The sequence below is a fragment of the Peribacillus sp. NJ11 genome, from assembly GCF_030348405.1.
In the GTDB taxonomy this organism is placed as follows: domain Bacteria; phylum Bacillota; class Bacilli; order Bacillales; family DSM-1321; genus Peribacillus.
On record NZ_JAUCFO010000001.1, the window covers coordinates 1,880,016 to 1,900,338 of the forward strand.

Genomic DNA, 20,323 nt, shown 5'->3' on the forward strand with positions numbered 1-20,323 from the left:
AGATTGCGATGAGAATAAAAGCTGCAATAGAAAAAATACCTGGTGGCATGATGGTTGTCCCTTTGTTCATAGGAGCCTTGATACATTCTATTTTTCCTGATACGGCAACCTTCTTTGGAGGATTTACAGGTGCCATGCTAACAGGTACCGCATCGATATTAGCCGTCTTTTTCTTTTGTGTCGGAGCTACGATAGATGTTAAGCAATCCGGGTATATTGCCAGAAAAGGATTTACGTTGCTTATAGGTAAAGTCGTATTTGCGGCATTATTAGGATATGGGGCAGCTTTGCTGCTTCCAGAGAATGGGATTCAAACTGGTCTCTTTTCCGGTCTTTCGGTTTTAGTGCTGATAGCAGCTTTTAATGAAACGAACGGCGGTCTTTATACCGCACTTATGACTAAATTGGGCAGAACGGAAGATGCTGCCGCATTCCCGTTCATCAGTATTGAAAGCGGACCGTTCTTCACAATGATCATCCTGGGAGTAGGTGGTCTTGCTACATTTCCATGGCAAACAATCGTCTCCACTTTGATTCCATTTGCAGTCGGCATGATTGTAGGGAATATTGATAAAGAATGCCGGGAATTCTTTGGCCAGGCGGTACCGGTCCTTATCCCGTTCTTCGCATTAGCTCTAGGATTCGGGTTGGACTTTGGCATGATCTTAAAATCCGGATTCATGGGTATTTTAATGGGTGTTGCTGTCGTCTTCCTTTCCGGAGGTGTCTTATATTTACTGGACCGCTACGTTACAGGCTCTGATGGTGTTGCTGGGGTCGCCGCTTCTTCCACAGCGGGTGCAGCAGTTGCTGTACCATTCATCATTGCCGAGTTAAACCCGCAATTTGCTCCTGTAGCGGAATCGGCAACAGCGATTATCGCAACAAGTGTATTGGTAACGGCGATTCTAACACCCATGCTGACGATGTGGGTCGCAAAGAAACAAGAAGAAAGAGGCATTCCGCACCGTAGAGGCATGAAACCAGCCATATTAAAAGATCCAAATGTAACTTCCATAAAAAGAGCGAAGTAAAACATATGAAATGTAAGCGTTAACTAAAAGCAACTGGGAATGTAGTCCCAGTTGCTTTTTTTGTGATGCATATAGATTGATGTTAAAATAAGGAAATGACAGGACCTCCCTCATTATCAATCTATGAATTTGGCTAATCAATGGAGTTCTTCGATAGGGAAGGCTCCTGGATTGCAGTTCTTAGCCGTTTTAAGAATGTAAGCATGATAGTATATACCAGCTCTTTAAATGTTTATAAGAATCTATTATACAGAAGGTGATTATATATGAAACTAAATTATGATACACAGTACATCAGGGGCGTCTACCTGAATAGAGACCGAATATCTTCGTATGACCATTTTCCTCTTGATCTTCCGGTTATCAACCACCTTAAAGAAGTGACCTTTCATCCCAGTGTTACCTATGTTATCGGGGAAAATGGAATGGGGAAGTCCACCTTGCTTGAAGGTATTGCGATTGCGTATGGCTTCAATCCAGAAGGCGGAACGTTGAATTTCAATTTTTCCAATTATGATTCACATTCGAATTTGGACGAATACCTCCGTTTGAAAAAAGGAGTGTACAAACCGAAGGATAATTTTTTCTTTAGGGCGGAAACTTTTTATAATTTAGCTACGAATATAGAGGAATTGGACAGGGAGGCATCGTTTGGTTCGAAAATCATCGATTCCTTCGGTGGAAAGTCACTTCATCAACAATCACATGGGGAATCTTTTTTCTCAGCCTTTGTAGAACGATTTCAAGGCGATGGATTGTATATCCTTGATGAGCCTGAAGCTGCTTTGTCGCCGCTAAGACAAATATCGATGCTGGCCAGGATAAATGAGCTTGTTCAACAAGGTTCCCAATTCATCATTTCCACCCATTCCCCGATCATCATGGCCTACCCGGATGCTAAAATCCTTCAGATTTCAGAAGAGGGAATGAATGAAGTGACTTTAGAGGAGTCCAATCATTATTTGTTAATGAAACAGTTTTTTGAAGATAAAGATCGGCTGCTACATCATCTATTCGAATGAAACTTTGGCATCTCCTTCTATAATAAATAATGAAACCCCGACTGCACCGCGCTTTCGGGGCTTTCATTTTGTGGAAAGTTAGGATTGACAGTTTAGGTGTATTACGGGTATAGTACATCTATAAGGTGTATGAACCACTTAGTACATACACAAGTGACTACACGTAATTCTAAATAAATAGGGGGTGTTTTTAATGAATGTTAATACCCGGGAACCGGTATATCTGCAAGTCGTTAGGCATTTTAAAGAACAAATAGCCATTGGTAAATTCGTTGCTGGACAGGAAATTCCCTCCCGCAGAGAACTGGCGGCTTCACTGAATATAAATCCTAATACCGCTCAAAAAGCGTATAAAGAAATGGAGGAACAGGGCTTGATTCATACAGAACGAAATTTCCCAAGTCAAATCACGACGAATGAAACGATTTTACAGGCTGTAAGGCAGGAATTGATTCTGGCAGCCGTTGATTCGTTTGTCGATGCGATTCGTCCGATTAATGTACCAGTTGATGAACTGCTTCGTGTTGTTAAAGAAAAATATTCGGAAGAAATAAGGGAGGAGGAAGAAAAATGATAGAAGTAAAACGGATTTCCAAGAATTACGGCCGGAAAAAAATCTTGGATAGTGTTTCTTTTACAGCTAATAAAGGGGAAGTCACGTGTCTGATCGGGATAAATGGTGTCGGTAAAACAACTACACTCAAAGCCATTATGGGATTGACGCCATATAAAGGTGAAATCCTGATCGATGATCAAAAGATGACAAAGGACAGTTATGAAAAAATCACCTTCATTCCGGACGCACCGATCATGCTTCCGCAAATGACCGTTAAACAGGCAATGGTTTTCATGGAGGATTTCTATACGTCATGGAATTCGGAAAGAGCTAACCAATTGATGGGATTCTTCAAGCTGAAAGAGGAGACCCCCATTTCGGAACTGTCAAAGGGGAATACAGCTAAGCTCAACCTGATGCTTGGTTTGTCCCTTGACGTGGATTATGTACTGATGGACGAACCATTTTCAGGCATCGATATGTTTAGCCGCGAGCAAATCGCCGATGTCTTTGCGAGCCACCTTATTGAAGATAGAGGAGTCATCATCACGACCCATGAAATCGGTGATATTGAACATTTAATCGATAAGGTCATTTTATTGGATAACGGTACAGTGCTTAAAGAGTTCAATACCGAAGAAATGCGTGAAGAGGAAGGAAAATCGGTAGTCGATGTAATGAGAGAGGTGTATCAATCATGATGCGATATTTAAAGCTAGTGAACTTTGAAATCAATCGATTTAGTAAAATATATATATCCTTATTGTTGATAACCTTGGTTTCGCAATTTGCTGGAGTGATCATCGTAACGAAGAGCCTTCTTAAAGATGCCAGGAAGATCATGTCGGATGAAAGACTATCCGAAGCTGCCTATATTGCGACTTATAATGGCATTGATTTTAGCCATATCGCCCATACCCTCTTGTTTGTAGGACCGATTGCGCTGAGTGCGGTTGCCCTTATTTTTTACATTTTCCTTATTTGGTATCGTGATTGGTTTGGTAAGAATACATTCATTTATCGTCTATTGATGTTACCGACATCCAGATTATCGATCTACCTTTCAAAAGCTACGGCCATCTTCCTTATGGTATTAGGGTTGATTGCTTTCCAGATCATCATTTTACCAATGGAAAATGCCCTATTTAATTCAAATGTGCCGGAAGCGCTCTTGAATGAAATGTCAATTTCCACCATCACAAAAGCCAGTCAAGTTTTGGCATTGATCATCCCAAGCACGTTCACGCAATTCCTACTTTCCTATGGCATCGGTCTTATGATCATGTCGATATTATTCACGGCGATCATGTTTGAAAGAAGTTTCCGCATAAAAGGAGTCGTAATGGGCTTGGTATATTGCGGAATCGCTGCTGCATTGTTTTTAGCTCCTGTTTTCGTAATGGCGCTTGGTAAATTCCATTTTTATCCTAATGAATTATTTGGTCTGCTGCTCGCATTAGGAATCATTGTGACAGGACTTTCGATTTGGCTTGGTTCCTGGTTATTGAAAAACCGCGTTACCGTATAACAACAACTTTAAAGGAGAGTGAACAAGGTGAAACGTTATTTATGCAGCATCATTATTGGAATGGTTGTCATCTTAAGCATCGGGACCTATTATGTCAAAGTAGCTTCCTCCGCTTCCAGCCTTCCAAAATATACCTTCAAGACACTGGAAGGCAGCGATAAAGAGCTTGATCCGGTAATCATAAATGCAACGCTTGAAAATGGCTCTTTTTATGAATCGTTAACATTTGAATCCAATACAACGACATATGCCAGCGAAAGGTCTTACTTGGAGAACTTATATGGAAGACAAGATCATCAAATTGAAAGATTAGTAAAAGAACATCGTGCATTTATGCGTGGCAAGGATTCCATTAGTTCTTTATATGAAGACGATGATTTTCTCGCTTACGCTTGGGTGAATAGCGATATTACGAATAACGGGAAAATGGATGCGGAGTTTGATATCGGTTTACTGGAGAAGAAGGACGAAGAGGAAACTTCTTTCCAAATTGAACTTCCCGACCAAGAGAGAATCATGAATGCTGATGTCAGGGATGTGCAGTTGGTCCATTCAAAACTACAGGTTTTAACGATGAATGATGTGAATTCAAGTGATGATAAGCAAACGAAAGAGGTTCATCTGTATACGATCGATTTAGCTAATAAAAAAGTTTTGACCGATAAAACCCTTTTATCCGAAACCTTTACTTACCCCAATCAAGTAGATTTTGAGATGCCAATTGATATTGCTCCTTCCCAGCCAAACAATATGGTTTTAATTTCTGTAATTAAAGGGGTAAATCATGAGGACGGTCCCTATGAGGAAAAATTAAATGAAAGCAAACTGTTATCTTATAATTATGAAACGGAAAAAGTAGAAACGGTTAAATTACCCAAAAGGGAATCTCTTAGCCTTGGTATGGTTGAATCAGGATATGTGGACGGGAAAAACCTTTACCTAATTGATAAGAAATCCGATAATTATCGCATTAAAATGTTTGACTTAAGCAGTCAAACATTAACGAATGACATGGAGCTAGATTTAGCTGTAAATAAAAAGGAACAAAACTTCGCTGCCATTAAGAATGGGCGTGTGTACTTCCTATTAGGCAACGGAGTGGATCAAATGGACAATTTAACATACAAGCCTGCCAAACTTCTAATCGCTGATATAAAGACTGGAAAGACTTTATATCAAGGTGAAACGGTCATGCAAGCAACAAATAAAAAGAATGGCAGAAAATTTGGAATCTTTATCGATGAATTGGAAGTAAAACAATAAAATGAAAGGTCCCCTCATGATGAGGGGACCTTCATTTAATTGGTCAAATAAAACGGCATATATAGGCTATTGGCTTGGTGAAGATTTTCAAGGGAAAGGGATCATGACTAAGGTGGCCAAGGCCCTGACTGATCATGCCTTTTCTAATCTCAAACTAAATAAAGTGGAAATTAGAGCGGCTGCCGAAAATGAAAAGAGCAGGCGAATTCCCGAAAGGCTTGGCTTTGTAAAGGAAGGGTGCATTAGAAAATCTGAATGGCTGTATGACCATTATGTGGATTCCATAGTTTATGGGGTACTGGCAGATGAGTGGCAAGGGAAATCTGAAATATTTTGGGTTCGAAAATCGTGAAAAAAGGGATATCCACCAATGGGATATCCCTTTTTTCATTTAAATGGAAGCTAAGTTTGTTTTAGCTGTACGTTCTTTCTTGCCGTGCAAGAAGTAGTAAAGAACGGAAGTTGCGATGACGACAACGCCCAGGATGACATAAAGTGTGCTGTACCCTGTTACTGGAATGATGAATCCTAGAATATAAGGGCCGAATCCAAGTCCTGCATCAAGCATGATAAAGAAGGTGGATGTTGCCATCCCCATACGGTGGGGCGGTGTCAGTTTAACGGCAATCGCCTGCGAGCTTGATTGCATATTACCGAATCCAAGGCCAATTAGGAAACCAGCAGCCAATAAAGTGAAACTATTGGTTGATATACTTAGAAGGAGCAAACCGACTCCGAAAATCATGAAAGCTGGATACATAATGAAGTTCGATCCTTTCCGGTCCATTAACGGTCCTGAGAAAGGACGTGATAACAATACGGCTACTGCGTAAACTACAAAGAAGAAGCTTGCTGTATTGACCAGGTCGATTTCAATGGCATAGAAACTGATGAAAGAAAGGACGCTGGAATAACAGAATGCCAATACCAGAGTAATGAATGAGATGGGCAGTGCCTTAGGTTCTATGAAATTGGAAAGCTTGAATCCTTTACTTTCGGTTACTTTTGCCGTCACTTTCAATGCCGGGACATATAGGAAGAATGCAGTAATCAGGCTGATCAACCCTAAAGCCAGGCAGAAACTGAAAATTACTTGGAAGCTTGTATTTTGAGCCATATACAGACCGATGAAAGGGCCGATTGCCGTCGCAAGTGTTGCGCTCATACTGTAATAGCCGATGCCTTCGCCTTTTCGTGTTGCCGGGATGATTTGGGCGACGATCGTTCCTGTCGCAGTACTTGCCATACCCATCGCCATACCATGGATGAGGCGGTTAACAAGCAGGAAGCCAATTCCAAGGTCCACAAAATATAGAAGTGTTGTCAAAGTGAAAAAAATCAGGCCGATGAATAATGTTTTCTTGCGTCCGATCGAATCAATGAAACGGCCGATGAACAGACGTCCGATTAACGTCCCGATTATGAAAATACCCGATATGAGTCCGGCTTCGCTTGTAGAAGCATCCAATTCATTTACAGCATAGATGGCAAGTGTCACCATCAGTAAATAAAAGATTAATGTTATGAAAAAATTAATGGAAGAAACGATGACAAAATCCTTCGTCCACAGTCTAGATCTGGATTGTTCCATTTTATTATCTCCTTACTTTAATATGTTATTTCTTATTTCGCCCATGATGCGGATGGCTGCGAGTTGTTCCTCTTCAGTTATCCCTTTCAAGATATCCTGTTCGTATTGATCGATTGTTACGCGGACTTCAATGTAGACCTTTTTTCCAAGCTCCGTAAGCCGCATTCTTTTTTCGCGTTTATCTTTACTTGGCACATGTTCGACATACCCCAGCTCTTCCAAGCGGGCAATGGTCCTCGTAATCGTGGGTTTCTCCACACTTTGGTAATTAGCAAGCTCTACAAGCGTCGCCGAACCATAATTGGTTAAGTAATACAAAATGGACCATTGCGCCCTGTGTAAATCATGCTTGTTAAGCTGTATATTAAGATTATTTTCAAACGGTCGGTACAGCAGTAATAATTGCTGAAAGAATTTTTGGTAAGTCTTTATCAGAAACACCCCTTATACTTAATATATAGTTACCCTAAGTAATTGTTACCCTGAGTAACTATAATAGCAAAATGAATCCATTCTGTCCACTCAGATTTGTAGTAGTAATTTGATAAAATGAAGGGGAGGAGCGATCCTGAAACTCACGAGTAAAATTCCCGAATTCACGAGTAAAAGCCCCAAATTCACGAGTAAAGAGCCGAAACTCACGAGTAAAGAGCCAAAACTCACGAGTAAAAGCCCCGAATTCACGAGTAAAGAGCCAAAACTCACGAGTAAAGAGCCGAAACTCACGAGTAACGCCGAAACTCACGAGTAAAGAGCCCAAACTCACGAGTAAAGAGCCGAAACTCACGAGTAAAAGGCCGAAACTCACGAGTAACGCCGAAACTCACGAGTAAAAGCCCCGAATTCACGAGTAAAGAGCCGAAATTCACGAGTAAAAGCCCAAAACTCACGAGTAAAGAGCCGAAACTCACGAGTAAAAGGCCGAAACTCACGAGTAACAGGCCGAAACTCACGAGTAACAGGCCGAAACTCATGAGTAAAGAGCCGAAACTCACGAGTAACGAGCCCAAATTCACGAGTAAAGAGCCAAAACTCACGGGTAACGCCGAAACTCACGAGTAACGAGCCCAAATTCACGAGTAAAGAGCCGAAATTCACGAGTAAAAGCCCCAAACTCACGAGTAAAAGCCCCGAATTCACGAGTAAAGAGCCGAAACTCACGAGTAACGCCGAAACTCACGAGTAAAGGCCCCGAATTCACGAGTAAAGAGCCAAAACTCACGAGTAACGCCGAAACTCACGAGTAAAGAGCCCAAACTCACGAGTAAAGAGCCGAAACTCACGAGTAACGCCGAAACTCACGAGTAAAAGCCCCGAATTCACGAGTAAAGGGCTCATTTTTACGAAAAGCGATGATAATTTTGAGCTGTATGTATCAAATTTAAACAGGACCATTGGTTTTTGGAGGGGATGGGCTATGAGCCATTCCAGGAGTGTGGAAGCGGGAAGAGTTGGAAATTGGATGAGAAGTATATGCATTGTTTTTGTACAAGCGGAAACAAGGGTTCTCGATGAAAGTCGAACTTGCAGGCACTTAATTACCAGTCAATTTCATGCGTAATAATTTACATAGCTATAATGGCTGTTAAGTCCTTCCTTACCTTTCTCAGGTTGTTCGGGTTCTGGTCCAATGGAAAAGGCATCGATTAATATGAATGCACCGATAACTTGGGTCCAGCTGCCGAGCAAAAGAATTTGCTCTCCCATCCTTCGTTTTTCATTCAAAATGAAGATATTTCCGATCGATTCCAAAAAAGAACCTGCAGCAATGAGGCCATTTCCCTTAATCTCTAGAGAGCGTGAAAATGTCGCCTCCGTCAGTGATGCCCCGAATGCTTCAAAAGTGGCACCCAGGCCTTGGATTCCACTGCCGAGTGCATCCGTCCGGGTGCCCTCCTCCTCTGAGCCATTCAACTGAATATCTATTCCAACTGCATTTGCGGTATTACCAGCAGCCTCAAGCCAAGCACCGAATATGAAATAGGTTTCCGAATGTTCATTTTCCGAATTCAGCATTTTCGTCCGGCCGATTGCTTGCAGCGAATTCCCAACCGCTTCAATGACATTCCCTTTGAGGACCAGATCTTTGCCGAGATTAGTGCCCGTTAAAGTTTGCCGGGTTTGACCGATTGCACCTACGAGTGTACCCAGGCCCAGTAACCATGCTCCTGAAATAAGGAGGTCATCTCCATGAGTGATCATATCTTAAACGCTCCTTAAAAGTGGTTACATTATATTATTCAGGAAACAGTGTATGTTTACATATTGCTTTGGGGTATAAAGACAGTTTTGTTTCAAGATTGGGTGTGGATTTTACCCATTTATTGGTATGATGACAGCTGGAGGAGATGGCATTGACTTTTAAATATTTTTTGCAAATAATAATCGCTGCACTTTTCTTTATGGTATTTTCATTTTGTGCATGGTTTGAAGGCAGCGAAATTCTGGATGAACCTTGGGAATGGAAGTATTCCGCGCATTTTTCACAAGTAAGTGATGATGAGGTGATGGATGCACATGATATCTCGAATTTGGATCATTTCGTGTATGCTGCAAAATTCAAGCCTTTATTTCCATTTCTAATGGCCCTTACCGCTTCATATATAATCATATTTACGGGTTATACCTTATTCAAAAGAAGCATTAAAAAAACAGCACTATTTTTGTCTGGATTTGGGGTCCTTTTTCTGATTCCAAGTGGTTTCATATCCACTTCCCCGACTGTTGGAGGAAATATCTTTCAAGCTTTTTTCCTGATAGGCGGAATGATAGCCGTAATGGGCGCAGCTCTATATTATTTCCGGATCCCAAAAAGATTCAATACTGAAATATAAAATCACTTCATCCGTTTTTATGAAGTAAGCGAGGCTGCCGATGAGGCAGCTTTTTAATTTGCAGTGGCAAAGGTGACACAAAATAACGAAAAATAATAGCCATATTAGCGAAATTCTTAGATTGAACTTCACTGAAATATGGTTTAAAGTTAAGTCCGAATTAAGTAGACCAGTTGTTATATTGTCAGCTGTGGAAGTTTCAATTTCTAGTAAGCATTAATGTCCCCACCTTTCAAAAAAACGGTATGCGGTAAAAAGCCTTTTGAAAATCGAACGGAAATGACTCCAGGTCAAACGTCATTCCGTACTTTTCATGTAAAGGAACGTGTTGCAGTATTGATCCGGTTTTTAGCTAAGCCCTTGAAAGGTTAATAAAGTGAGAAGGTGATAATATGTCAGGCAAAATCAAAATTGAACAGCCAAAGATCCCCCAAGACTTAACTCAAGCGAACTTTCAGGAAATATATTATCAGGATGAGCCTTATCTTGAGTCCTGTATCATAACCAATTGCACGATCGATAGAGAAAAAATGGACAAAATCGTACTATCACAGGTTGTTTTTAAAAATGTGACATTCAGCGATGTATCATTCAGGAATATCGAGCTGACGGATGTCATTTTTGACCATTGCGATTTGACGAATGCCGATTTCATGGGTGGCTCGATTCATCGGGTGGAATTCAAGGAGTCCAAACTTTTAGGCATTAACCTGTCTGACGCAAGTTTAGGCAATGTCTCCTTTGAGAATTGCAACTTGAATTTAAGTGCATTTGGTTATTCCGGTTTGAAGCAAGTGAAGTTCGATCATTGCTCAATGGAAAGTGCTGATTATTATGAGTGTAAATTCATCAAAGTGAAGTTCGAAACATGTAGATTAAATGAAGCGAACTTTTCCCGGACACCGCTCAAAGGAATCGATATTAGCAGTTCTACATTTCAAAGACTTACCGTATCCCTGGAGGATTTAAATGGATGCGAAGTTTCCCCGGACCAAGCGATAGGCTTTGCAGCCATGCTTGGAATGAAAATTAAAGAATGATCCTTTTTAAGATGAAAAGATGAAAATACATGACCAAATGGAGAAGGAGAAATGATTCAAAACAAAGTGGTTTAAATTACTGGTTCTCCAACAGGGCCGAACATTTCAGCTACGGCAGAAGAAATTGCCGACATGGTCATTTTTGCTTCAACAACAGGGGCGATCATCTTAAATGGAACCATCGTAAACTGCGCTGGCGGAGAGATTTTTTCAATACGGGGGACCACCGATTTGGTGGTCCTTTTTGAGTTGGCTGGCCGAAAAATTAAGGGATATTCCATTGGTTATTTGTGGTAAAAATAGGTAAAGTGAATATGAATATATATATTTTAATATGTAAATGAAGAGTACGGGTTTGGGAGAAGGGGGATTAAACTTTGATTATCAATAAGGTCACTTTGTATAGTCATGCATTGAATGATATGCGGAATTTTTATGTTAATGAGTTAGGATTTGAGTTACTATCGCATACTGATGATGGTTTTGAAATTAAAGCAGGGGACAGTGTGCTTGAAATTAAAAAATATCATCTCCAGGAAAAGCCTTTTTATCATTTTGCCATGAATATACCGACCAATTTATTCACTTCGGCCAAAGCATGGGCGAAATCAAAAGTGGAATTGACTAGGGAAGATGAAGTGGACGAAGTTTATTTCAGTTATTCAAATGCACATGCCTTTTATTTTTCAGACCCTTCAGGCAATATTGTCGAGTTCATTTCCAGATATTCCGTATCACCCAAATCTGAGGCGGAGTCTTTTTCAGCTCAAAACGTCCTGTGTATTAGTGAAATAAACATTACGACGAATGAAGTCAGGACCTTGGGAAATCAGTTGGTCAGTTTTGGTGTACCCGTAAGGAAGGCTGAAACGATAAGTGAAAATGGATTGAATTTCATGGGGGAACATGAAGCAGGTTCGTTTTTACTTTTAGGTCCAAGTAAACGGAGGTGGATCTTTTCGGATAGAGAGTCGGAAATCTTTCCGCTTTCGATAGTCGTTAATCAGCAATTTGAAATTTCATTGGATGGCGAAGGCCTTATGGAGTTGAAAAAAGTGGAATGACCAAGGGGAAAGATTGATATGTCCGGAATTTGATGAAAGAGGTGAGTTAATTGAGGAATTTCATTTTTTTGACAATGGTTATTATAAGTTTAATTATCCTATTCGGATTAAGATATTCATTTCTTTTGTCTTCCGGAAAGGAAGAAAAGTCATGTTAATAGATTGAAATGCTCATAGCCAAACATAAAAAAGAAGTGAATACTGCACCATAACCCAAGGAGCGAGCCATGAAAAAAAGAAGTTTATTGATAGCGGTGGGCTCGATCGTTTTTGTGATCATTGCCTCGCTAGCATTGGTATCTCAAACCACAAAGAAAGAGATTGCCGGTAAAAGGGCATTTCCTCAGCATACAGTCTATCAAGCGGGTACGATAAAACCTGACAATCTATCACAGGAGGAGATGGATGATGCCGTAGCGAATTATTATGAAACCTGGAAAAATGAATATTTGAAGCAGCCTGCTGATAAAAATGATGAATATTATATCTTTTACAATGATAAAGGATATGCAGAACCCAAGAACGCAGTGACCGTTTCTGAAGCGCACGGTTATGGGATGATGGTTACGGCAATAATGGCAGGCAGCAAGGACAAACAGTACTTCGATGGTCTGTATCGTTTTTATAAAGCGCATCGAAGTGACAATGACCCTTCATTAATGGCGTGGCAGCAAGTTAAGGATAAATCGGGCAAAATCATAAATACTCCAGGGGATGCCGATTCAGCAACTGATGGCGATATGGATATCGCTTATTCGTTATTATTGGCTGATCGCCAGTGGGGAAGTGAAGGGGAAATCGACTATCTCGCCAGAGCAAAGGACATCATGGATGCGATCATGTCGAATGAGATAAATAGGTCGCAGTCCCTGATTAAACTAGGTGACTGGGCGGAGGATGAAGATGAAGTATACGGACAATCGACTCGTTCATCGGACTTTCTTCTGAATCATTTGAAGTCATTTGAGGCGGCAACTGGGAATCATGAATGGAAAGGTGTTACGGATAAGGCCTATGCGATCATTCATTCCATTTATAAGGAGAAAAGCGGCAATACTGGCCTCATGCCGGACTTCATTGTACAATCCAAGGGAGAGTATCAGCCAGCACAAGCTGACTTTTTAGAAGGGGAGAATGACGGCAATTATAGCTGGAACAGCAGCAGGACCCCTTGGCGGTATACGCTCGATTACTTACTGACTGGTGATGAAAGGGCGCTGCCGCAATTAAAGCGGATGAATGATTGGATTAAAGAGGAAACGGATGGAAACCCTGAAAATATCCAATCGGGCTATACGCTAAGCGGAAAAGCCTTGGAAGAAGGGAATAGTACAAGCTTCGTTGCTCCATTCATGGTAAGTGCCATGGTTGATTCCTCCAATCAGCAATGGATTAATCAGTTATGGAATCGGACGATACAGGAACAAGATGATGATGATTATTTTGCCAATACGATAAAATTACAGACAATGATCGTGGTTTCAGGTAACTGGTGGGCGCCATGATTCAATGCAAGAAACTAATTAAAGATGAAAAGGGGTTTGATGAGAATGATGAAGGTCACACCTTTCTTGATGTTCGAAGGAAATGCGGAAGAAGCAATGAATTACTACATATCTTTAATCGAAGGATCGAAAATAACCAGCATGAAACGGTATGGTGCAAATGAATCAGGTACAGAGGGGAGTGTCATGCAGGCTACCTTTACCTTGAAGGATCAGGAATTTATGTGCATCGATAGCAATGTTAAGCATCAATTTACGTTTACACCTTCGTTTTCAATATTCCTTACATGTGATAGTGAAGAGGAAATTGACAGGCTTTATTCGAGCTTAACTGATGGCGGACAAGTGATGATGCCATTGGGTGATTATTTCTTTAGTAAGAAGTTCGGATGGGTATCCGATAAGTTCGGTGTTTCCTGGCAACTAACTCTCCCAATATGAATGAAGTGAAAAGACCACTGGATAGTGGCTTTTTTCATGAATAAACACTGATTTGTGGATTGCTAGATTAAAAGTAATATCACATACCTGTCGACGGAAAAAGGAGAATTTTTCATAAACAATCAACATAAACCGGGCAATAGTGGGATAGATCGAGGTTAAACCGTTTGAACTGGGAAGGAATAAATTATATAGTAATTCTTGAGTACATATATTCATTGATTAAAGTATGATGATGATAAGAAAAGCTCGGAGGAGACAATCATGAAAAATATTAATACAGAACAAGAATACCGTGAACAAATCAAACAAGAGGGACTGACGGTCGGGATTTTTACGACTACGTGGTGTCCAGACTGCAAACGTTTAGACATGTTCATTGATGAGATCACTCAAGAACATCAAGACAAACAGTGGTTTACAATCGATCGTGACGAGTTCCCAGAGATTTCTGAAGAGCAAACCGTAATGGGAATTCCATCTTTATTAGTATTTAAAAATGGAGAAAAGGTTGCACACCTGCACAGTGCAAATGCTAAAACTCCAGAGGCAGTCAATGAATTTTTAAATGACCTATAATAGATCCTGCCAAAGGTGAACCCCGCATGATGTTGTCATGCGGGGTTCACCTTGTTTTGAGGACCCAAAACGCTTTTTTAGAAATTTTTTCTGGAAATAACTTGATTTCTAAGATGAAACAGGGTTTAATTATAGATACCGAATATCCATTATGGATATCAAACATCCACATACATATTTGAAGAGGTGAACTGAATTGCAATTAACAAAAGGTGTCGAGCAAGCTATATGCATCATTGTTATACTCTCTACCCAGGATAAAAATGTACCGCTTTCGTCTAATGAGATCAGCAGGCGGTTAGAGGTGTCTCCTTCTTATTTGAAGAAAATCATTAGGAAATTGGTCGTTAAGCAGATAATCACTTCCGTTCCTGGTAATAATGGCGGCCTTTCTCTTGCCAAAAGTGTAGATAAGATTAAAAACCTTGAAATTATTGAAGCGATGGAAGGCCCCATTTCGATGTTTCCAGATACAGGACTTATAGAAAAAGCGTTTAAAGATGGAGAGTATGCAGAAAAGGGCATGGACGTTCTTCGTCGGATGTTTTCTCAGGCGGATGAACTTTTAATGGATTTCTTTTCCAGTCAAACAGTAGCAGATTTGCTTAAAGAAAGCTTTGGCACCACGGATATACCGACTGTTAATTGGAATTCGGGGTCATTGGGTGAATTAATGCGTGAAAAGAAAGGTGAAAAAGAGTGAACATGCTTAAACAAGAATGGAAGCTTTTACTTACAAATCGAAAACTGATCGGGGTCGCAATCGTATTACTGTTCGTGCCGATTATTTATGGGGGGTTATTCCTAAGTTCTGCTTGGAATCCATACGGAAATACTGGTAAATTGCCTGTTGCAGTCGTGAATAATGATGTGAAGGCGGAATATGAGGGTAAAACCTTATCTGTCGGTGATGAGCTAATCGAGCAATTAAGGGACAATGATGATTTAGAATGGCATTTCGTAACGGAAAAAGCGGCGAAAAAAGGATTCGATGATGGTACATATTATATGGTCGTCACCATTCCTGAGGACTTTTCGAAAAATGCTTCAACCGTAATGGATGATAAGCCACAAAAAATGAATTTAACGTATGATGTGAATCCTGGACGCAGTTTCGTTTCTGAAACGGTCGGAAAACAGGCAACGAATAATTTGAAAACTGAAATTGCAGAAAGTGTCACAAAGGAATATGCAGAAGCGATCTTCTCACAACTGGATGAAATCGGAGATGGATTCGGTGATGCAGCAGATGGGGCATCAAAACTGGATGACGGTGCTGAAAAACTGAATGATGGAAACAAAGAAGTGACAGACAATCTGAATAAATTGGCTTCCAGTACATTAACGTTTAAAGATGGCGCGAATGAACTTCAAATTGGCGTTGGCGAGTTTTTGGAAGGCGCTAATAAACTTGAACGTGGGGCGTCGGAATTAAGTAAGGGAATTTCACAATACACGTCTGGTGTCGGTCAGTTGCAAACGGGTGCTAACGAACTCGCATCTGGCACAGGGGAGTTGACTAATAATAGTGAAGCGCTTATACAAGGTTCTTCCCAACTTTCCACTGGGCTTGCAAAAATGGTTCCAGGAGCCCAAACATTAAATAATGGATTGGCACAAGCGCAAACAGGCAGTGCGAATTTGAATGATGGCTTGAATCAGTTATCACAAAATGCAAGCCAGCTGACTGACGAATCTACGGGAATCCCAAAAATGGCAGCAGGTCAGCAGAGCTTAAATGAGGGAATCACTAAACTTTCAGAAGGAAGCCAGGCATTAAATGACGGCCTGAAAAAGATGGATGGCCAATTGCCCGCGGAAGAACAGCTGAGTCAGCTTAAGCAAGGCCTGACAAGCATTCAAAGCGGTGTAAATCAATTGCAAGAAGCGGTTCCTGCAGGAAGCGGCGCGTCCGGTACCGTATCGGGAATTACAGCAGATCTCGAGAATAGCCAAGCAGCTTTAACAGAACTTCAATCAACGATTGCGAATAATGGACAAAGCACAATCAATACTGTACAAAACACTGAAGCATACAAAAGTATGACCAGTGAACAACAATCCGAATTAATCGGAGCCATTCAAAATGAACTTCAAATGCAAGCGGAAGCACAAAAACAAATTGCATCGACTCTTGCTGCAAGTGTATCCGACTTATCAACACAATTAACGAATAAAGCAATGCCAGTATTGAATGGATTAGGCCAGCTTCCAGAACAAGTGGCCAATTTAAATAATGCGGTGAATAAAGTCAATCCAAACGCCGTATCAGCGTTAAACGGATATACGGCGATAAGGAACGCACTGGAAGAACAATTGATTCCTGGTGCAACCCAATTAAATAGCGGCTTGAATGAAGCAGTTAAAGGCAGCAATCAATTAACAGCGGCAACCGAAAGCTTAAATGAACGAGCACCGGAACTTGTGAATGGGATCAATCAGTTAGCACAAGGCGGTTCCTCGTTAAATAATGGCTTGTCAAAACTAACTGAGGGATCTGGTCAGTTGGTTGATGGAGTTTCACAACTTCAAGCAGGGTCATCTTCTTTTGGAAATGGTCTGGAGAAGTATGCTTTTGGTGTTAGCAAAGTTGGCGAGGGGGCGAACAAACTTGCTAATGGAGCCAATCAACTGAATGCCAACTCAGCATCCTTGAACGATGGCTCATCAGCACTTGTTAAAGGCACTGAGCAATTGGCAAGCAATCTGCCTACTTTAAGCAATGGTGTGATCCAACTTGCTGAAGGCGCAGGTAAGATCAATGAAGGTTCATCAGCACTAGCTGAAGGTTCACATAAATTGGGTGATGGAATCTCCTCACTAAAAGATGGAACGGTCGAACTTTCGGAAAAACTAAGTGATGGTGCAGAAGAAATAAGGGGAAATAAAACAACCGATGATAATTACAGCATGATTGCTGAGCCGACACAGGTTAAAGAACAAAAAAGCAGTGAAGTGCCTAATTATGGTCATGCTCTGGCTCCTTACGTATTGTCTCTAGGGTTATTTGTAGGAGCGATTGCCTTCAATATGGGATACCCGACAGGCAAGCCATCTACAAGACCTACATCAGGAGCGGCATGGTGGTTCAGTAAATTTACGGTCCTATTTATACAAGCCACGATTTCAGCATTAGTATTGGATGCAATCATGATTTGGGGTATGGATTTACAGGTCGAGAACATGGGGCAATTCATAGGGGTTTCCATATTGACTTCCCTTACTTTCATGTTCATTGTTACTTTCTTAACTGTAGGATTTGGAAATCCAGGTCGTTTATTAGCGATGATATTCCTTGTATTACAGCTAGGAGCAAGCGGAGGAATGTTCCCTGTGGAACTGACCAATAACTTCTTCAGTCATGTTCACCCGTTCATACCAATGACATACTCAGTCATGGGCTTCCGTCAGGCGATGAGTACGAGCCTTGGAGCGGATGCATTGACAACGAGTATCGTGTTCCTTACTGGATGCATAATTGTATTTAATTTACTGTTGTTGTTAACGATGGTCATCAAGAAGCGCAAAGAACACAATATTGAGATGGATGCATAAATTAATGAAGAAAACCCCCCGGTGCAATGCGCCGGGGGGTTCTTCATTATGATTGTTCATCCGTGTCCTTTTCTTTTTCGGCGGCTTTAAATCCATTTCCCCTTGGATTTTCAATCACATGTTTAAGGATGGATAGTTTGTTATCCCAAAATTGATCGTAAAAAGAAAGCCACTGTTTCAATTCCGCTAAAGGTTCTGGATGAAGCCGAAAGCGTTTCTCTCTTCCTACCTTCCGGCCACTGACCAATTCAGCTTCAGAAAGGATATGAAGATGCTTGGCAATCGCTGTACGGCTCATGGAAAAGTGAGAAGTGATTTCTGAAATGGGTAAATCCCCTTCAGCAAGCAATTGCAGGACCTTTCTGCGGGTTGGGTCCGCGATAGCCTGAAATACATCATGCTTTTCTGCTGCAGTCACTTAGCCCTCAACAGCCTTTTTAAGATTTTGATTAACGATCTGTTCCCAGCCATGATCCATTCTATCGCGAATGACTGAGCTTTTTTCGTTCGGTTTCGGAAGAATTGTGTCAGGCTCTTTCCAACCACCATGAATAAGGGTAAACTCCGTTTTGCCATCCAGTTCTTTTAAAGTGAACGATATGATCCAACCGTCCGTATCCCAAGCGAATGAAAGCCGATTAGGAGCATCTAACTCTAATACCTTACAAGGAGAAGGACCAAAAGGTGATTGGACATGGAACTCATGTCCAACTTTCGGTTGAAAATCATTTGGCATGAACCATGAAGCTATACCCTCGGCAGTCGAAACTGTATCCCAAACTTTTTGGATGGGTGCTTCAAGAATAATCGTCTTTTTGATATCTTGTAATGTATGTTGATTTTCCATACTGATTCTCCTTTTAATTAAAAATATAAAACCAATTGGTTTCGCTTTTTCGATTATATAAAACCTTTTGGTTTCATGTCAATAATTTGTTCCGAACATTCCTTTTTAATTCATGATTCCTTGAAATTAAAAGGGACATCGGTACGAGGAGTTCTTCATTTTAATGGAGTAGGCTGCTTAATTACCCAACTCTTCAATTTGCTTTGCCAATCCTGTTATATTATCGATTGATTTCATTATCTCTGAATCTTCCAATGCCTTAGGGTCAATTTGGCCATTTTCAATATTATTCAGGTATAATTCAATTCCATCTGAAAGCTGTTGATTTGAGCTGACGATCTTCTCATGGATGCCTTCAGCGATTTGGGGTGGTTCAGTTGCATTGAATTCTTCAATCTCCGTTTTCATCAATTCCAGTTCTTTTTCAAGATTTGCTCTTGCTTCGGTATTCGCAACGGCGTCTTGTGACAATGCGGGCACCTCATTGGCAAAATCCTTAACGGTACTTATATACTCTGTGGCATTATCTGCATACTCCAATGATGAATTGACTTCTCCCAAAAGCGAGCATCCGCTTAATGTAAGGATGGACAGTAAAGAAATGGTTATGATTTTTTTCATATGTGCCTCCAATGTGATTTTTTTATAGTGATGATCAGATGGGCAAGAATCTCTTTTTATAAATCGCTGCTATGGAATTCAGTATGAAGCCTGGGATTTTCTTCGGGAAAAATGACTTCGAATAGAAAAGGTGAAAAGCACTTTTCAGGTCGTGCCACTGTTTGCAGGATTTCACTTGCTTAAACCTCGCAACGTCAATGATCTTCACCTTCTTTTCGGAAGTGATGAAGATGTTTCGTAAATGAATATCCGAAGGGTTCAATCCCTCTTTCCTTGCTAATTGTAAGGCATGGTCAATCTCCTTGATATTTTCTTCCGTTATTGGGATTCCCAATGTTAAACATTCAAAAAGAGTGTTGCCTTCGATGTGATCTATTACCAGATAATTTACCCCCGCATCATATAGGGTTGGATAGTAATCGATCGATTGAACGGTTTTGTATATTTCAGCTTCTACTTTAGCTGTGTGAGTATGGTCAGGGAAAAACACTTTTAGTGCTTTATTGGTGGAATGTATTCGGAATACATAAGCGCTGCGGCCTTTTCCGATAAGTGATAAAGATGGGTCGGCATCAAGCAATATATGCTTTTTATCATCGGAAATCTTAACGCTTTGAGCTAATTCATTATAGTTCTGCATACTTTTCACCTCTATTGTGCAATTTTTTCGATTAAAAAAGACGGTATAACCGATTTTTGGTTATACCGTCTTTTAAAAATTTAAAAGACCTCACCAAATAATCGGCAAGGTCTTGCAAACAACTAAAATCAGTTGCCAATAAAGCCGAGGATTAAATCCTGTACTGACGACTTTATTGTATAGCTACTCCCCTTAACAGAAGG

24 protein-coding genes and 2 pseudogenes are annotated in these 20,323 nt (G+C 40.7%); 15 read left to right on the top strand and 11 right to left on the bottom strand.

Features of this window, described 5'->3' with window-relative positions; translation table 11 throughout:
• Positions 1-8: 8 nt before the first annotated feature.
• From QUF86_RS09300 to QUF86_RS09330, 7 genes and pseudogenes are all read left to right on the top strand, one after another.
• Positions 9-1,034, top strand: a complete 1,026-nt coding sequence (locus tag QUF86_RS09300) for a 2-keto-3-deoxygluconate permease (RefSeq protein WP_289334118.1) — start codon at positions 9-11, stop codon at positions 1,032-1,034.
• A 266-nt stretch (positions 1,035-1,300) separates the two neighbouring features.
• Positions 1,301-2,056 carry an AAA family ATPase gene (locus QUF86_RS09305; RefSeq protein WP_289334119.1) on the top strand — a complete coding sequence of 252 codons (756 nt, stop codon included), beginning with the start codon at positions 1,301-1,303 and terminating at the stop codon, positions 2,054-2,056.
• 193 nt (positions 2,057-2,249) lie between these two features.
• Entirely contained in the window at positions 2,250-2,630 is a 381-nt protein-coding gene (locus tag QUF86_RS09310) for a GntR family transcriptional regulator (protein WP_289314719.1), read from the top strand.
• Positions 2,627-3,313 (top strand): ABC transporter ATP-binding protein, encoded by a 687-nt coding sequence (locus QUF86_RS09315; RefSeq protein WP_289334120.1) that lies wholly within the window; start codon positions 2,627-2,629, stop codon positions 3,311-3,313. The genes QUF86_RS09310 and QUF86_RS09315 overlap by 4 nt, the downstream gene beginning before the upstream one ends.
• Complete coding sequence (locus tag QUF86_RS09320; protein ID WP_289334121.1) at positions 3,310-4,140, top strand: hypothetical protein; 831 nt, start codon at positions 3,310-3,312, stop codon at positions 4,138-4,140. The genes QUF86_RS09315 and QUF86_RS09320 overlap by 4 nt, the downstream gene beginning before the upstream one ends.
• Before the next feature lie 27 nt (positions 4,141-4,167).
• Positions 4,168-5,403, top strand: coding sequence for a hypothetical protein (locus QUF86_RS09325; protein ID WP_289334122.1), 1,236 nt, complete (start codon positions 4,168-4,170; stop codon positions 5,401-5,403).
• Positions 5,404-5,440: 37 nt separating this feature from the next.
• A pseudogene (locus QUF86_RS09330) lies at positions 5,441-5,755 on the top strand (GNAT family N-acetyltransferase); the annotation flags it as partial.
• Positions 5,756-5,794: 39 nt separating this feature from the next.
• Here the strand turns inward: QUF86_RS09330 and QUF86_RS09335 are convergent.
• The 6 genes from QUF86_RS09335 to QUF86_RS09360 form a co-directional block, all read right to left on the bottom strand.
• A complete protein-coding gene (locus QUF86_RS09335; protein WP_289314723.1) occupies positions 5,795-6,994 on the bottom strand; it encodes an MFS transporter in 1,200 nt (399 codons plus the stop codon).
• 12 nt (positions 6,995-7,006) lie between these two features.
• Positions 7,007-7,426, bottom strand: a complete 420-nt coding sequence (locus QUF86_RS09340; RefSeq protein ID WP_289336202.1) for a MarR family winged helix-turn-helix transcriptional regulator — start codon at positions 7,424-7,426, stop codon at positions 7,007-7,009.
• Positions 7,427-7,516: 90 nt separating this feature from the next.
• Positions 7,517-7,720 (bottom strand): hypothetical protein, encoded by a 204-nt coding sequence (locus QUF86_RS09345; RefSeq protein WP_289334123.1) that lies wholly within the window; start codon positions 7,718-7,720, stop codon positions 7,517-7,519.
• Positions 7,717-8,031, bottom strand: coding sequence for a hypothetical protein (locus QUF86_RS09350; protein ID WP_289334124.1), 315 nt, complete (start codon positions 8,029-8,031; stop codon positions 7,717-7,719). The genes QUF86_RS09345 and QUF86_RS09350 overlap by 4 nt, the downstream gene beginning before the upstream one ends.
• Complete coding sequence (locus QUF86_RS09355) at positions 8,028-8,216, bottom strand: hypothetical protein (RefSeq protein WP_289334125.1); 189 nt, start codon at positions 8,214-8,216, stop codon at positions 8,028-8,030. Before QUF86_RS09355 ends, QUF86_RS09350 begins: the two co-directional genes overlap by 4 nt.
• Before the next feature lie 329 nt (positions 8,217-8,545).
• Positions 8,546-9,196 (bottom strand): DUF6944 family repetitive protein, encoded by a 651-nt coding sequence (locus tag QUF86_RS09360; RefSeq protein ID WP_289334126.1) that lies wholly within the window; start codon positions 9,194-9,196, stop codon positions 8,546-8,548.
• A 152-nt stretch (positions 9,197-9,348) separates the two neighbouring features.
• Between QUF86_RS09360 and QUF86_RS09365 the strand changes: the two genes are divergently transcribed.
• On the top strand, positions 9,349-9,828 hold the full coding sequence (locus QUF86_RS09365; RefSeq protein ID WP_289334127.1) for a DUF4306 domain-containing protein: 480 nt from the start codon (positions 9,349-9,351) through the stop codon (positions 9,826-9,828).
• A gap of 392 nt (positions 9,829-10,220) precedes the next feature.
• Positions 10,221-10,868 (top strand): pentapeptide repeat-containing protein, encoded by a 648-nt coding sequence (locus tag QUF86_RS09370; protein WP_289334128.1) that lies wholly within the window; start codon positions 10,221-10,223, stop codon positions 10,866-10,868.
• 71 nt (positions 10,869-10,939) lie between these two features.
• On the opposite strand, the gene QUF86_RS09375 is transcribed toward QUF86_RS09370, so the two are convergent.
• Entirely contained in the window at positions 10,940-11,095 is a 156-nt protein-coding gene (locus tag QUF86_RS09375; protein ID WP_289334129.1) for a hypothetical protein, read from the bottom strand.
• 150 nt (positions 11,096-11,245) lie between these two features.
• On the opposite strand from QUF86_RS09375, the gene QUF86_RS09380 reads away from it, so the two are divergent.
• The 6 genes and pseudogenes from QUF86_RS09380 (at position 11,246) to QUF86_RS09405 (ending at position 18,012) form a co-directional block, all read left to right on the top strand.
• Entirely contained in the window at positions 11,246-11,932 is a 687-nt protein-coding gene (locus QUF86_RS09380; RefSeq protein ID WP_289334130.1) for a VOC family protein, read from the top strand.
• Positions 11,933-12,159: 227 nt separating this feature from the next.
• Entirely contained in the window at positions 12,160-13,437 is a 1,278-nt protein-coding gene (locus QUF86_RS09385; RefSeq protein WP_289334131.1) for a family 8 glycosyl hydrolase, read from the top strand.
• Between the two features lie 45 nt (positions 13,438-13,482).
• Positions 13,483-13,878: a VOC family protein gene (locus tag QUF86_RS09390; protein ID WP_289334132.1), complete on the top strand. Its 396-nt coding sequence runs from the start codon at positions 13,483-13,485 to the stop codon at positions 13,876-13,878.
• A gap of 240 nt (positions 13,879-14,118) precedes the next feature.
• Positions 14,119-14,457, top strand: a pseudogene (locus QUF86_RS09395) (thioredoxin family protein); the annotation flags it as partial.
• Between the two features lie 196 nt (positions 14,458-14,653).
• Positions 14,654-15,160 (top strand): RrF2 family transcriptional regulator, encoded by a 507-nt coding sequence (locus tag QUF86_RS09400; RefSeq protein ID WP_289314733.1) that lies wholly within the window; start codon positions 14,654-14,656, stop codon positions 15,158-15,160.
• 2 nt (positions 15,161-15,162) lie between these two features.
• On the top strand, positions 15,163-18,012 hold the full coding sequence (locus tag QUF86_RS09405) for a YhgE/Pip family protein (RefSeq protein ID WP_289336203.1): 2,850 nt from the start codon (positions 15,163-15,165) through the stop codon (positions 18,010-18,012).
• Between the two features lie 46 nt (positions 18,013-18,058).
• Here the strand turns inward: QUF86_RS09405 and QUF86_RS09410 are convergent, their stop codons facing one another.
• The 4 genes from QUF86_RS09410 to QUF86_RS09425 form a co-directional block, all read right to left on the bottom strand.
• Positions 18,059-18,430, bottom strand: coding sequence for an ArsR/SmtB family transcription factor (locus QUF86_RS09410; protein ID WP_289334133.1), 372 nt, complete (start codon positions 18,428-18,430; stop codon positions 18,059-18,061).
• Entirely contained in the window at positions 18,431-18,859 is a 429-nt protein-coding gene (locus tag QUF86_RS09415) for an SRPBCC family protein (RefSeq protein ID WP_289334134.1), read from the bottom strand.
• Positions 18,860-19,036: 177 nt separating this feature from the next.
• Positions 19,037-19,480: a DUF6376 family protein gene (locus QUF86_RS09420; RefSeq protein WP_289314736.1), complete on the bottom strand. Its 444-nt coding sequence runs from the start codon at positions 19,478-19,480 to the stop codon at positions 19,037-19,039.
• 34 nt (positions 19,481-19,514) lie between these two features.
• On the bottom strand, positions 19,515-20,120 hold the full coding sequence (locus QUF86_RS09425) for a protein kinase family protein (protein ID WP_289334135.1): 606 nt from the start codon (positions 20,118-20,120) through the stop codon (positions 19,515-19,517).
• Between the last annotated feature and the right edge of the window lie 203 nt (positions 20,121-20,323).

Excerpts from the sequence above, each read along its gene's own strand:
- QUF86_RS09360 (WP_289334126.1), bottom strand. The coding sequence starts at position 9,196 with ATGATCACTCATGGAGATGACCTCCTTATTTCAGGAGCATGGTTACTG.
- QUF86_RS09405 (WP_289336203.1), top strand. The coding sequence starts at position 15,163 with ATGCTTAAACAAGAATGGAAGCTTTTACTTACAAATCGAAAACTGATC.
- QUF86_RS09390 (WP_289334132.1), top strand. The coding sequence starts at position 13,483 with ATGATGAAGGTCACACCTTTCTTGATGTTCGAAGGAAATGCGGAAGAA.
- QUF86_RS09425 (WP_289334135.1), bottom strand. The coding sequence starts at position 20,120 with ATGCAGAACTATAATGAATTAGCTCAAAGCGTTAAGATTTCCGATGAT.
- QUF86_RS09335 (WP_289314723.1), bottom strand. The coding sequence starts at position 6,994 with ATGGAACAATCCAGATCTAGACTGTGGACGAAGGATTTTGTCATCGTT.
- QUF86_RS09315 (WP_289334120.1), top strand. The coding sequence starts at position 2,627 with ATGATAGAAGTAAAACGGATTTCCAAGAATTACGGCCGGAAAAAAATC.
- QUF86_RS09420 (WP_289314736.1), bottom strand. The coding sequence starts at position 19,480 with ATGAAAAAAATCATAACCATTTCTTTACTGTCCATCCTTACATTAAGC.
- QUF86_RS09305 (WP_289334119.1), top strand. The coding sequence starts at position 1,301 with ATGAAACTAAATTATGATACACAGTACATCAGGGGCGTCTACCTGAAT.
- QUF86_RS09415 (WP_289334134.1), bottom strand. The coding sequence starts at position 18,859 with ATGGAAAATCAACATACATTACAAGATATCAAAAAGACGATTATTCTT.
- QUF86_RS09300 (WP_289334118.1), top strand. The coding sequence starts at position 9 with ATGAGAATAAAAGCTGCAATAGAAAAAATACCTGGTGGCATGATGGTT.
- QUF86_RS09370 (WP_289334128.1), top strand. The coding sequence starts at position 10,221 with ATGTCAGGCAAAATCAAAATTGAACAGCCAAAGATCCCCCAAGACTTA.
- QUF86_RS09385 (WP_289334131.1), top strand. The coding sequence starts at position 12,160 with ATGAAAAAAAGAAGTTTATTGATAGCGGTGGGCTCGATCGTTTTTGTG.
- QUF86_RS09320 (WP_289334121.1), top strand. The coding sequence starts at position 3,310 with ATGATGCGATATTTAAAGCTAGTGAACTTTGAAATCAATCGATTTAGT.
- QUF86_RS09310 (WP_289314719.1), top strand. The coding sequence starts at position 2,250 with ATGAATGTTAATACCCGGGAACCGGTATATCTGCAAGTCGTTAGGCAT.